This window comes from Myxococcales bacterium (assembly GCA_012517325.1).
In the GTDB taxonomy this organism is placed as follows: Bacteria; Lernaellota; Lernaellaia; order Lernaellales; family Lernaellaceae; genus JAAYVF01.
Genome location: JAAYVF010000006.1, coordinates 126,183 through 138,806, shown reverse-complemented (window position 1 = coordinate 138,806; position 12,624 = coordinate 126,183). Strand labels below are relative to the sequence as shown.

Below are 12,624 nucleotides of genomic sequence, written 5' to 3'. Positions count from 1 at the left end.
CGCTTGTTTATGGTCGATTCGCGGCTCTAAATCGTGTCTCCCAGTTTCATTCAGGCAACAATTTGGCCCAGTGAAAACAAGGAGTGTGCCATGCGTATTTTGGTCAGCGACAAATTCTCCGAAAAAGGCCTGGAAATCCTCAAGCAGACCGCCGGCGTCGAGGTTGATTACCGCACCGGCCTGAAAGGCGACGACCTGGTCGCCGCGCTCTCGCAAGCTGACGGCCTCATTATACGCAGTAGTACCAAGGTCACCGCCGAATTGATGGAAAAATGCCCGCGCCTCAAGGCGATCGGCCGCGCCGGTTCGGGTGTGGACAACGTGGATCTGCCCGCCGCCGGCAAGATGGGCATCGTGGTGATGAACACGCCGGGCGGCAACAACGTGGCGACCGGCGAACACACACTGTCGATGATGATGGCGCTGTCCCGCCAGATTCCCGCGGCCTGCGCGGCGCTGAAGGCCGGCCGGTGGGAAAAATCCAAGTACATGGGCGTCGAGGTCTTTCGCAAAACCCTCGGCGTGCTGGGCTTCGGCAACGTCGGCAAGGTGGTCGTGGCCGGGGCGCTGGGAATGGGCATGCGGGTGCTCGTCCACGACCCCTTCGTGGTCGCCGATAAAATCGCCGAGTTGGGCGCGGTTCCGGCCACCTTCGACGAGGTGCTCGCCGAAGCCGACTACGTGACCGTTCATGTGCCGAAGAGCGACAAAACCTTGAACCTGATCAACGCCGAAACCATCGCCAAGATGAAGACCGGCGTGCGGATCATCAACTGCGCGCGCGGCGGCATCGTCAACGAGGCCGACCTGCTGGCGGCGCTGCAGAGCGGCAAGGTGGCCGGCGCGGCGCTGGACGTCTACATCACCGAGCCGTGCACCGAATCGCCACTCTTCGCCCTGGACAACGTGGTGGTGACGCCGCACCTGGGCGCCTCGACGAACGAGGCGCAGGACAACGTCGCGGTGGCGATCGTTTACCAGATGATCGACTTCTTGCAACACGGCAACATCAAAAACGCGGTCAACGCCCCGAAGATCGAGCCGGAACTGCTCAAACGGATTCAACCGGCCCTGAAACTGACCGAGAAAATCGGCTGCCTCCTCGGCCAACTCGTAGACGGCGCGCCGCGGATGCTGAAAATCTTCCTGGGCGGCGATTTCGCCGGCTACCCGGCCGATCCGTTCGCGGCCGCCGCGCTGGTCGGCCTGTTGCCCGACTTTTACGACGACGAAAAAATCAACTCCATCAATGCCCCGTTCCTCGCCAAGGAACGCGGCATCGCGGTGTCGGTAACCAAGCGCGAGGCGCTGACCGACTACGCCAACGTCATCGGTCTCGAGGCGGTCTTCGAAGGTCATGAAGTGGAAATCCAGGCTTCCATTCCGGCGCCCGGCGAGGAGCGGATCGTCCGGATCAATCAGTTCCAGATCAGCCTCGACCCCGAGGGCCGGATCCTGTTGATCAGCAACGAGGACGTCCCGGGCGTGGTCGGAGAAGTCGGCACGCTGCTGGGGGCGCGAAAAATCAATATCGGCCAGTTGCGGCTCGGCCGGATGAAGGACCAGGCCGAGGCGCTGATGGCCGTGACCTGCGACAACGAGGTCGGCGAGGATGTCCTGATCGCGCTGCGGGAATTGCCGCACGTGCTGTCCGCCCGCCTGGTCAACGTGAGTTAAACGCACTTTTCACGGGAGTTCGAACATGCCTTCCGTTGTGATTCTGGGCGCCCAATGGGGAGATGAAGGCAAAGGCATGGCCATTGACGCTTTCGCGCAACGGGCCGAGATGATCGTTCGCTATCAGGGCGGCAACAACGCCGGTCATACCGTGGTGGTGGACGGCAAGAAAACCATTCTACATCATCTGCCCTCCGGCATCCTGCACCCGAAGGTCCGTTGCGTCATCGGCAACGGCGTGGTGCTCGATCCGGCCGTGCTGCTGGAGGAAATCGGCCGCGTCAAGCAGGAAGGCTACCTGGCCGACGACCGGCAATTGGTGATCAGCGACCGCGCGCACGTCACCTGCCCGCATCACATCGCCCTCGACAAGGCGGCGGAAGCGAAAAAGGGCAGCGGCAAGATCGGCACGACCGGACGCGGCATCGGGCCGGTGTATCGCGACAAGGTCGGCCGGACGGGGTTGCGGTTCGGCGATTTCATCGAACCGGGCCGCATCCGCGATTTCTTCCGTCAGGCTCTGCCGGAAGCCAATTTCCTGTTGACCCAATTCTACGGCGCCGAACCGATCGACGAGGATTCGGTCGTCGCCTTGTACGAAGGTTACGCGACGCGGCTGCGCGCCTATGCCGGCTGCACCTACCGGCTCGTCAACGACGCCCTGGCCGCCAAGCAAAACGTGCTGTTCGAAGGCGCGCAGGGCATCATGCTGGACGTGGATCACGGCACCTATCCCTACGTCACCTCGTCCAACACGATGATCGGTTCGGTGTGCAACGGCGCGGGCGTGGGCCCGAACCGCATCAACCGCGTGATGGCCGTCTTGAAAGCCTATTGCACCCGCGTCGGCGCCGGGCCATTCCCCTCCGAATTGCACGACGAAACGGGGCAACGGCTGCGCGAGCGCGGCCACGAATTCGGCTCGACCACCGGGCGTCCCCGGCGGTGCGGTTGGCTGGATCTGATGGCGGTGAAATACGCCGCCGAACTCAGCGGCGTGACGGACCTGATTCTGACCAAGCTCGACGTGCTGGACGGTTTCGAGACCTTGCGCGTTTGCGTCGGCTATCGGCTCGACGGCGAGGAGGTGACCTGCCTGCCGGCCGCGGCGTCGGTGTACGAGCGCTGCGAACCGATCTACCGCGACTTCCCCGGCTGGCCCGGTTCGGTCAGCGCCGCCCGGCGCCTCGACGACTTGCCCGACGAGGCGCGGCGGTTCGTCGGCTTTATCGAGGAAACCCTGCAATTGCCGATGGCAATGATCTCGGTGGGGCCGGGCCGCAAAGAAACGATTATTCTCAATTCGTCGTTCGAGTAACCCGGCGAATCAACGCGCCAGCGGAACGTAAAACGTATTCTGGCCACGCTGCACGAAGAACAACAACCGCGTTCCGTTCGGTAACTTTTTCACCAGTAGCATGAAGTCGCGCACCTGATTGACCGAGGCGCGATTCACCGCGAGGATCACGTCGCCCGCTGCCAAACCGGCGGCGGCGGCTTCGCCGAACGGCTGCACTTCCTTGATCAGGATGCCCTTGCCCGCCGGCACGCCCAGGGTGGCGGCGACGTCCGGCGTCAGGTCGGCCAGTTCCATGCCGAAAATCATCACCGCCACCGCATCGCGGTCCGGCCCTTCGCCGTTGGGGACATTCGACAGCCGCGTGGCGTTATCGGGCATTTCGGCCAATTCTAGGGTAACGGTCTGCGGTTTTTTGTCGCGGATGAATTTGACGGTCACTTTTTTGCCGGCGGGAATGGTCGCGACCGAAAGCGGCAGTTCGGACGACTCCTCGACCGGCTTGCCGTTGAATTCAACGATGATGTCGCCGCTCTTCAACCCGGCTTTTTGCGCCGGTCCGCCCTCGATCACCTGATTGACCAGGGCGCCGATCGGCCGTTCCAGGCCGAAGCTCTCGGCCAGTTCGGGCGTCATCGGCTGGAAATAAATCCCGAGCCAGGAACGGGTCACGCTGCCGTGATCCTGCAACTGGCGAATGATCGTCGTCGCCAGGTTGCTGGGAATCGCGAAGCCGATCCCCTGCCCCGACGCGGTGATCAGGGAATTGATGCCGACCACCTCGCCGTCGGTGTTGAGCAGCGGCCCGCCCGAATTGCCCGGATTGATCGACGCGTCGGTCTGAATGTAGTCCTCGTAAGGCCCCGCGCCGAGGCTGCGGCCCTTCGCCGAGACGATGCCGGCGGTCACGGTGTGCGACAGGCCGAACGGGTTGCCGATCGCGATGACCCAATCGCCGACCTGGAGCGCGTCACTGTCGCCGAATTTCAGGTGGGGCAAATCCTTGGCGTCGATCTTCAACAGCGCCAGGTCCGTTTTCGGGTCGGTGCCGATGATCTTGGCGTTGAACTCGCGCTTGTCCATCAACCGGACGCGGATTTCGTCGCTGCCTTGCACCACGTGGTTGTTGGTCACGATCAAGCCTTCCGCGTCGACGATGAAACCCGAGCCCTGGCCGCGCTGCGGCGGCACTTGAAACGGCATGATGAAATGGGGCGCCTGCACCCGCGCCTGTTTGGCGACGTAGATGTTGACGACCGACGACGCCGCCATTTTCGCCAGATTGGCGAAAGAAGGCGGATGTTGCAGTGTCGTGTCGGCGTTGGCGGCGATCGCCGCGGCCGGAGCCGCCGCGCAAAGTAACAAGACCAGCGCGATCAAGCGATGGATCGATTTCATCAAGCCGGTTCCTCCCGGAGGCGGTCAGTTCGTCTTGGCGTTGCACGCCTGCACGAACAGCAGGCGCAGATCGTAAAGCGACTGATCGATGAATTTGGCCTCTTCGTCGTTCAGGTTGCCCTTCGTCTTGTCTTTCAACAAACCGAGAATGTCGATGTGGTGTTTGGCCATCGCCAAATCCACATGCTGCTCCTTGGTTTGCGGATCGGGCAGCAAGCCCAGGAACATCATGGTCGAGGTCGAAAGCGAGAACACAAAGGAGGCAAAATCAATCGGCGGCATCTGGCGCCAATCGTCTTCGCACGGTTCGCATTCCTTCTCGAACTCCTCTTCACTCGCCTCGCCGCCCGATTTTTGCGGCGGTTCGGGAATTTTCGCCTCGGCCGCGGCCGCCGGCTTTTCCGGTTCGCCGCGATCCACGACGTTCCCTTGGTCGTCCACCACGATCCGTCGCTTGTCAGACACCTTGAATTCGCTCTTGGTTTGCTCGTCCTTCATGATTTGTTCCCCTGTTCTTCGGCAGCCGGAGCCGGGGCCGGCGCCGCGGCGACCACCACCTTGGCCGGCCGTAACAGCCGATCATTGACTCGATAACCGGGTTGAAATACCTGCAACACGCAATCCGGCGGGACTTCCGCGCTGGGTTGGGTAAACACGACTTCGTGCAGATGCGGATTGAGCGGTTCGCCCGGCTCGGGAGAAACGACCGCCAATCCCAGTTTCTGCAGGCTCTCGAACAACTGCCGGCCGATCTTTTCCAGCCCTTCGCGCCAGAGCGCGGCATCCTGCCCCGTCGACGGCGTCGCCAGCGAGAGCGCGAAGGAATCCAGCGTCGGCAACACCGCCTCGAGGGCGCGCGCCAGGCCGCTTTCCTTCATGGTTTGCGCCTCGCGGGCGGTGCGTTTTTTGTAATTTTCGAATTCCGCCGCCAGCCGCTGCAGATGATCGGTCAGTTCCCGGGCCGTCGGTTCGGCAGCCGGCGCTTCCGCCGGCATTTCGCCCTTCGTTTCGCCGTTTCCCTTCGCGGTTGCGGCGTTCGTCTCGGCGGCGCCGGTCTCCGGCGGCGTCGGTTGTTCCGCGGCCGGCTCGGTTTCCGGCCGGCGATTTTTTTCCGGTCCTTTCACTTCGATCTTCCTTCCCGTCATCGCGCCGTTCTCCGTGGTTAATGATTCAAGTTTGCCCGCGGATGCATCGGGTTTTCTTTTTCGAACGTTTGCACGAGCGCCTTGGATTTATCATTGATGTTGCGCGGCACGGCGATTTGGATGGTGACATAGAGATCGCCCTTGCCCTGCTCGGTGCGGATGCCGCGGCCGCGCAGGCGCAGGGTCTGGCCGCCCTGCGTCCCGGCGGCGACGGTGATGGTCGCCTCGCCGTCGAGGGTCGGCACCTGGATCTGGCCGCCGAGGACGGCCTCGCCGATCGTCACCGGCAGGGTGCAATACAGATCGAGTCCTTCCCGCTTGAACAGCGGGTGTGGCCGAACCTCGATCTCGATCAGTAAATCGCCTTTCGCGCCGCCCGGTCCAGCCTCTCCCTTGCCCTTAAGGCGGATCGTCTGTCCGGTGTCGACGCCGGCGGGAACGCGCACGGAAATCCGTGCGTCGCCGCCGCTCTGCGGCACCTGGATCTGAGTGACGCCGCCTTTGGCCGCCAGGAGGAAATCGATCGCCATGCGGAACCGCAAATCGCGGCCGCCGGCCGGCTGGCCGCCGAAATCGCCGAAGCCACCGAAGCCGAAGCCGGGAAACGGCTCGGCCGAGGACGACCGCCGCCGGCCGCCGCGCGCGCTCCGGCCGCCGAACAGGTCGGACAGGATGTCGCCGAAGGAGCCGAAAAAGGTTTGCCCGCCCGCCGAAAAGCCGCCTTGCATGTTGCGGAAATCGAAGCCCGAGAAATCGAAGCCGCCGGCGCCGGGGCCCTGATGGCCGAAGTTATCGTATTTCTGTCGGGCTTCCTTGTTGGACAAAACGGCATAGGCTTCCGACACTTCCTTGAAGCGGGATTCCGCTTCCTTGTTGTCGGGATTGAAGTCGGGGTGGTACTTCCGCGCCAGCTTTTTGTAAGCCTTGCGAATATCGTCCTCGCCGGCGTTGCGAGCAACGCCGAGAACTTCGTAATAGTCGCGTTTCCCCGCCACGGAACGCCCCTTCCGACGGACCGGCCGCGCCCGTCCGCCATGAAAACAAGGGGCGCTTTGCTTAGCGCCCCTCGTGGTCAACCGCCGCTTTTCGACGCCCCGGTTTTATTTCTCATCCACGATTTCGGCGTCGATCACATCGCCGTTGCCGCCGGAGCCGCCGCCGCCCGGTTGTTGCGCCGCGCCGGCGCCGGCCTGGGTGCTGGCCCGTTTGTACATCGCCTCGGCCATGCGATGCGAAGCTTGGGTCAGATTCTCCATCTTGGCCTTGATCGCGCCCGCTTCGTTGCTCTCCAGCGCCTTGCGCAGTTCGGCGATCGCCTCCTCGATGGTCTTGGCATCGGCTTCGTCGATGGCGGCGCGGTTTTCCTTGAGCAGTTTTTCGGTCTGGTAGGCCATCGAATCGGCCTGGTTGCGCAGGTCGATTTCCTCGCGGCGCTTCCGGTCTTCCTCGGCATGCGATTCGGCGTCTTTCACCATGTTTTCGACCTCGTTTTTGCTGAGGCCGGAAGAGCTGGTGATGGTGATGGTCTGCGCCTTGCCGGTGGCCAGATCCTTGGCTGCGACCGACAAAATGCCGTTGGCGTCGATGTCGAAGGAAACCTCGATTTGCGGCACGCCCCGCGGCGCGGGCGGCAGGCCGGTCAGGTGGAAGCGGCCCAGCGTGCGGTTGGCCGCGGCCATTTCGCGCTCGCCCTGCAGAACATGGATTTCCACACTGGTCTGGCTGTCGGCCGCGGTCGAGAAGATTTCCTTCTTCTGCGTCGGGATGGTGGTGTTGCGCTCGATCAGCTTGGTCATCACGCCGCCCAGGGTTTCGATGCCCAGCGACAGCGGAGTGACGTCAAGCAACAGCACGTCTTTCACGTCGCCGGCCAGCACGCCGCCCTGAATCGCCGCGCCCACCGCGACCACTTCGTCCGGGTTGACGCCCCGGTGCGGTTCCTTGCCGAAAAACTTGCGGACCAACTCCTGCACCTTCGGAATGCGCGTGGAGCCGCCGACCAGCACGATTTCGTCGATCTGGGAAGTTTTCAGTTTCGCGTCGGCCATCGCCTGCTCGCACGGCTTGAGCGACCGCTCGAACAGATCCTCGGCCAATTGCTCGAACTTGGCCCGCGTCAGGGTGTAATCGAGGTGTTTCGGACCGGCGGCATCGGCCGTCACGAAGGGCAGATTGATGCCGGAGGAATTGGCTTGCGACAGTTCGATCTTGGCCTTCTCGGCGGCTTCCTTCAGCCGTTGCAGCGCCATCTTGTCCTTGCTCAGGTCGATGCCCTGGTCTTTTTTAAATTCGCCGACCAGCCAGTCGATGATCCGCTGGTCGATGTTGTCGCCGCCCAGGTGGGTGTCGCCGTTGGTCGACTTCACTTCCACCACGCCGTCGCCGACTTCCAGAATGGAGATATCGAAGGTGCCGCCGCCGAAGTCGTAGACCGCAATGGTTTCGTTCTTTTTCTTGTCCAAACCGTAAGCCAAGGCGGCCGCGGTCGGCTCGTTGATGATCCGGCGCACGTTGAGGCCGGCGATCTGTCCGGCGTCTTTCGTCGCCTGGCGCTGGCCGTCGTTGAAATAGGCCGGCACCGTGATCACCGCGTCGGTGACTTTCTGGCCGAGGTAATCCTCCGCGGCGCTCTTCAGCTTTTGCAGAATCAGGGCGCTGATCTCCGGCGGGCTGTATTGTTTGCCCATGACCTCGACGCGCGCGTCGCTGTTGGGGCCCGACACGACTTTATACGGGACGAGCGTCATCTCTTCTTTCACTTCGTTGATGCGCCGGCCCATGAACCGTTTAATCGAATAGATCGTATTCTCGGGATTGGAAACGGCCTGCCGCTTGGCGACCGTGCCGACCAGCTTTTCACCGTCTTTGGTAAAGGCGACCACCGAAGGCGTGGTCCGGCCGCCTTCCGAGTTGACGATCACCTTGGCTTCCGTACCTTCCATCACCGCCACAACCGAGTTGGTGGTTCCCAAGTCGATACCGATGATTTTACCCATTGCTCGCACACTCCTTTTGACGACATTCTGCAAACTTTGGGTTGAAAAGTAACCATGATTCCCCTCCTGTCAACGCAAATTTCAGGTCCGTGACGATTGTGTTAACACCGAAATCGCCGTTTTTCCCGATGCGGTGAAGGCGTCTAACCTATTGATATTCAGTTTGATTTATTCGAAGCGAGCCAAAGACATCCGATTTTATTGAGACTGAATGACGATTCAGTCGGCCTGCCGGAAAATTCCCGCGATTCGCAATTGACCGGTGGTAGCCACGACATTACAATCCGGATCAAAAGCGAATTGCCATGAAGGACATAATGTCTTGAAAATTTTGTACATTTTTATCGTTTCGGCGTTTTGTATTTTTCTTGTAACCGCCTGCTCCGGCGGACTTTTCGATGAACTTGAAGTCTACTCCGCCCGCGAACATCTGGCCGACCAGGCCAAAGGCGGCGATCTACTGCAAGCAATGGATAAAACAGGAATTTCTAAAATCGTCCTGGATGGGTCCTACAACAACACTTTCAATCCGAGCGAGCCGATAAATTGGGACTCTTCAATTGAAAATAATCAATTACTGCTCGATGCTTTGGCCCGGGTTCCTGGCCGCTTGATCATCTTTCCGCTCATTCGCGGCGACGAACCGGATTTTGATCATTACTTTCGGGATCTCGTCGTACGCGGCGCGCGCGGCTTTATCCTGACCAACGGCCTGGAGAGCCAGCGCCGGATGCCGCTGACCGACCCGCGTTTGCAACCGTTTTACGAATGGTGCGAAATCAATCACCTGCCGGTTTTGATCGATATCGAACTGGATAAATACGGCGCGGAGTTGGAGGACGTGCTGCGCGAATATCCCCACCTGACGGTGATCGGCGGGTGCTTTCTGCACCTGTTGAACGATCTGCCGCGCCTGTCGAAATACCTGCTGCGTTACCACAACCTGTATCTGGATTTCTCATTCGGATGGGACGTGGACAAGCGCCAAGCCTTCGAAACGATGTCCGCCCGGCGCGAGGAATTCCGGCGCTTTTTGAACGACCGCTTCGACCGCATTCTCTGGGGCACGCAGATCATCATCGCGCGCGACGCCGGCCGCAACGTGGACTGGCTGACGCAGTACATTTTCGACAGCCGCTATTTCCTTGAACACGCCTCGGCGAAAATGAAATTCGCCACCCACGGAAAATCGGAACTGATCACCCTGGCCGGGCTCGATCTGGCCCGCCGCGAACTGGCGCACTTTTACAACCTGAATTTCAAGCGCGTGCTCGACGATCAGCCGCCCGCCGTGGAGAAATACGATCTGAACAAACTGCTCATCGGGCTCCCGCCGAAAGTCGAGTACGACAAAAACGGGCCCTACCGGTTGATCCTGGTCTGCACGACCAGCATGACCAACGCCGTGGAAGGCATTTTCTCGGCCCGCTTGAAAAACACCCTGACCGGCACCCTGACCAGTTGGCGTGAAATCAACGGCATCGACCGGCCGATCGAAATCGTCACCATCGCGCCGTTCGACCAATGGCTGCCGAAGTTGTTCGGCCTTGATAAAACCATCCCGCTACGCGTGCTGCCGAACGCTGGCGCCGTCCGCCAGTACATTACCGCCAACCCCGCCGCGCTGGCGTTCCTGGCTTTCGCCGATATCGAACCGGGCATCCGCGTACTCTCGATCGACGGCGAGAATCCGACCACTTCCTACATCCGAGACTGCGCCCGCCGCGGCGGCGGTTTGATTGGCAACTATTTCCACAATTACCCGCTGCTGGTTCCGTTGAAATCGGAACAGCCCGCGCCGGCCGATCTGGTTTTCGATCCGCACCAACTGACCCGCGTCCTGCTGGCGGACCGGCTTCTGCCGGCGTCACGGCCCACCGGTCCGGCGGTGGAATCGGAGTTGGATCCTTATGCCGAGGCGCTATTCAAAATCACGCCGTATTTTCAATCGGCGGACCTGACCGCGTCGGTGCTCGATCTGCCGCTGCGCGAACCGTGCGCCGCGCCGGGCAAGGACTGCCTCGATGCCGCCTGGCTGAACGCGTTCGATTATGTCGGCCTGGATTTACTGGCGCTGGCGCCCGCCCTGGCCCGGCAAACCGAGGACGCGCACCAGACGGCGACGCAGTTGCGCGATCATCATTTGTCGGCGCTGACGGCCAGCGAAGAGCCCGCCGCGCCGCTCATGACGCGGGGCCATGCGTTTGATTTGCTGGCCGTCGACGCGGATCAACCCGATCGTCTGCCGGCCGTGGCGGCGCGCCTGGCCGCGGATGCCAAAGCCGGCACGGTCGGCCTGGTTTACCTGTTCACTCCCAAACCCGACACCAAGGCGTTGACGATCGCCGGCGAATTGCGCGCCAAGGGCGCGATCGCGGTCATACTGGCGGGGAAATTCCCGCCGCAACGGATTTCAGTGGACGAAACCGGATTCATCGCGGGCGGCTTGGGCGACGTCAGCGTGTTGAGCGAAAAATCGCTGGGCGCCAATCCCGCCGTGATCGCCGTGCTGAGCTTTTATCGCGGCCGCTTGCGCAACGTCGACTTCCTGCCGACCCGGATTCAAGGCGAGAAATTGACACCCCTGTACGGCGAAGAGATGAGCAAGGCCTACGAAATGCTGTTCCCGCGGTAGGGGGTTGTGGAAATAAAAAAAGCGGACGCGCGCCCGCTTTTTTATGGAGCGGAATTCGTCATCGCTAGATGTCTTCTTCTTCCTCGGTGAAGTCCTCTTCCGTCGTGCTGCTCGTGCTGAAATCGCCGTCCAACTCGGTGTCGAACTCGCCGTCATAATCGCCATCCAGATCTTCGAGATCGCCGATGTCTTCCAGGAAATCCGGATCCTTGCTCTTCGCGGTTGGCGCGGGGCGGTCATCATGCCGAACGATTATCTGCATACTCGCCACCGTTCCGCATTTGGGGCAGGTGGGTGGATCTTTTGCCAGATCGAAAAATTTCACTCCGCAATGCGCACAGACGTGAAATTTACCCAATTCCTTCTTGGCCATTGAACTCCTCCATCGTGCCGACGATTTGGGTACGAATCGACCGAAGTATTTACCAGAACGACGCCCTCCCTGCAACCGCCTCTTGCTCCCTTTTTCCTCGCGTGCTAAGTAACCCATACCACATCATTTTTTCAATGAATTCACGCGACCCGACGGGAGGGAAAGGAGTAGATAAAATGGGTTTGCAAACAATTTTCGTGGTTGGGGCGGGACAGATGGGTCACGGAATCGCGCAGGTCGCCGCCGGTGCCGGCTTTTCGATCTTGATGCACGACATTACCGACGAGCTCGCCGCCAAGGGCAAGGCCGCGATCGCCAAGAATCTGAAGCGGCTCGTGGAAAAAGAAAAAATGACCGCCGCCGACGCGGACGCGTTGCTGGGCCGCATCACGACGGTGAGCGATCTGGCGGCGGCGGCAGCAGCCGATCTGGCCATCGAAGCCGCGACCGAAAACATGGACATCAAGAAAAAGATCTTCACCGAATTGGACCGCATCTGCCGGCCCGAGGTGATTCTCGCGACCAACACCTCCAGCCAGTCGGTGACCGCGCTGGCCGCCGTGACCAAACGGCCCGACAAGGTGATCGGCATGCACTTCTTCAATCCGGTGCCCGTGATGAAACTGATCGAAATCGTCCGGGGACTGGCGACTTCGGACGAAACCGACCGCGTCATCAACGAGCTTTCGGTGAAGCTGGGCAAAACCCCGGCGCGCGTCGCCGATTATCCCGGATTCGTCTCGAACCGCGTACTGATGCCGATGATCAACGAGGCGATCTACTGCCTGTACGAAGGCATCGCCGACGCCGAGGCGATCGACACCGTCATGAAACTCGGGATGAACCACCCAATGGGACCGCTGGCCCTAGCGGATCTGATCGGCCTGGACACCTGTCTGTTCATCATGCAGCGTCTGTTTACGGGCTATAACGACAGCAAATACCGCCCCTGCCCCTTGCTCATCAAGATGGTCGAGGCGGGCAAGCTGGGCCGCAAAACCAACGAAGGTTTTTACCGTTATTGATACCGACGCTTCGCGACGCCAATCGATTCCGTTTGCGCGCGGGCCGTTTTTTCACTAATCTACGGCCCGCGCAAGAAA

Annotated in this window: 10 protein-coding genes; 4 read left to right on the top strand and 6 right to left on the bottom strand. The window is 61.0% G+C overall.

From position 1 onward, the window contains the following. The first annotated feature begins 90 nt into the window (after positions 1-90). Both GX444_00995 and GX444_00990 read left to right on the top strand, forming a co-directional pair. On the top strand, positions 91-1,677 hold the full coding sequence (locus GX444_00995; protein ID NLH47158.1) for a phosphoglycerate dehydrogenase: 1,587 nt from the start codon (positions 91-93) through the stop codon (positions 1,675-1,677). Between the two features lie 25 nt (positions 1,678-1,702). Further along, positions 1,703-2,995 carry an adenylosuccinate synthase gene (locus GX444_00990; protein ID NLH47157.1) on the top strand — a complete coding sequence of 431 codons (1,293 nt, stop codon included), beginning with the start codon at positions 1,703-1,705 and terminating at the stop codon, positions 2,993-2,995. A 9-nt stretch (positions 2,996-3,004) separates the two neighbouring features. On the opposite strand, the gene GX444_00985 is transcribed toward GX444_00990, so the two are convergent. The 5 genes from GX444_00985 to dnaK form a co-directional block, all read right to left on the bottom strand. Continuing rightward, positions 3,005-4,372 (bottom strand): Do family serine endopeptidase, encoded by a 1,368-nt coding sequence (locus GX444_00985; GenBank protein ID NLH47156.1) that lies wholly within the window; start codon positions 4,370-4,372, stop codon positions 3,005-3,007. 24 nt (positions 4,373-4,396) lie between these two features. Further along, the gene (locus GX444_00980; GenBank protein NLH47155.1) at positions 4,397-4,654 is read right to left on the bottom strand and encodes a DUF1844 domain-containing protein; all 258 of its coding nucleotides are present in this window, start codon (positions 4,652-4,654) and stop codon (positions 4,397-4,399) included. Positions 4,655-4,866: 212 nt separating this feature from the next. Continuing rightward, entirely contained in the window at positions 4,867-5,496 is a 630-nt protein-coding gene (locus GX444_00975) for a nucleotide exchange factor GrpE (GenBank protein ID NLH47154.1), read from the bottom strand. Positions 5,497-5,534: 38 nt separating this feature from the next. Continuing rightward, on the bottom strand, positions 5,535-6,512 hold the full coding sequence (locus GX444_00970) for a DnaJ domain-containing protein (protein NLH47153.1): 978 nt from the start codon (positions 6,510-6,512) through the stop codon (positions 5,535-5,537). A gap of 105 nt (positions 6,513-6,617) precedes the next feature. Continuing rightward, the gene (gene dnaK / locus GX444_00965) at positions 6,618-8,513 is read right to left on the bottom strand and encodes a molecular chaperone DnaK (GenBank protein NLH47152.1); all 1,896 of its coding nucleotides are present in this window, start codon (positions 8,511-8,513) and stop codon (positions 6,618-6,620) included. 589 nt (positions 8,514-9,102) lie between these two features. Between dnaK and GX444_00960 the strand changes: the two genes are divergently transcribed. After that, complete coding sequence (locus tag GX444_00960; protein NLH47151.1) at positions 9,103-11,148, top strand: amidohydrolase family protein; 2,046 nt, start codon at positions 9,103-9,105, stop codon at positions 11,146-11,148. 64 nt (positions 11,149-11,212) lie between these two features. Here GX444_00960 and GX444_00955 read toward each other — a convergent pair whose 3' ends face one another. Then, positions 11,213-11,521: a hypothetical protein gene (locus GX444_00955; GenBank protein ID NLH47150.1), complete on the bottom strand. Its 309-nt coding sequence runs from the start codon at positions 11,519-11,521 to the stop codon at positions 11,213-11,215. A 176-nt stretch (positions 11,522-11,697) separates the two neighbouring features. Between GX444_00955 and GX444_00950 the strand changes: the two genes are divergently transcribed. Beyond that, positions 11,698-12,546 (top strand): 3-hydroxybutyryl-CoA dehydrogenase, encoded by an 849-nt coding sequence (locus GX444_00950; GenBank protein ID NLH47149.1) that lies wholly within the window; start codon positions 11,698-11,700, stop codon positions 12,544-12,546. Positions 12,547-12,624: the final 78 nt, after the last annotated feature.

Bases quoted from the DNA above. Each gene is read 5' to 3' on its own strand.
- GX444_00985 (NLH47156.1), bottom strand. From the start codon at position 4,372: ATGAAATCGATCCATCGCTTGATCGCGCTGGTCTTGTTACTTTGCGCG.
- GX444_00955 (NLH47150.1), bottom strand. From the start codon at position 11,521: ATGGCCAAGAAGGAATTGGGTAAATTTCACGTCTGTGCGCATTGCGGA.
- dnaK (NLH47152.1), bottom strand. From the start codon at position 8,513: ATGGGTAAAATCATCGGTATCGACTTGGGAACCACCAACTCGGTTGTG.
- GX444_00950 (NLH47149.1), top strand. From the start codon at position 11,698: ATGGGTTTGCAAACAATTTTCGTGGTTGGGGCGGGACAGATGGGTCAC.
- GX444_00990 (NLH47157.1), top strand. From the start codon at position 1,703: ATGCCTTCCGTTGTGATTCTGGGCGCCCAATGGGGAGATGAAGGCAAA.
- GX444_00980 (NLH47155.1), bottom strand. From the start codon at position 4,654: ATGCCGCCGATTGATTTTGCCTCCTTTGTGTTCTCGCTTTCGACCTCG.
- GX444_00995 (NLH47158.1), top strand. From the start codon at position 91: ATGCGTATTTTGGTCAGCGACAAATTCTCCGAAAAAGGCCTGGAAATC.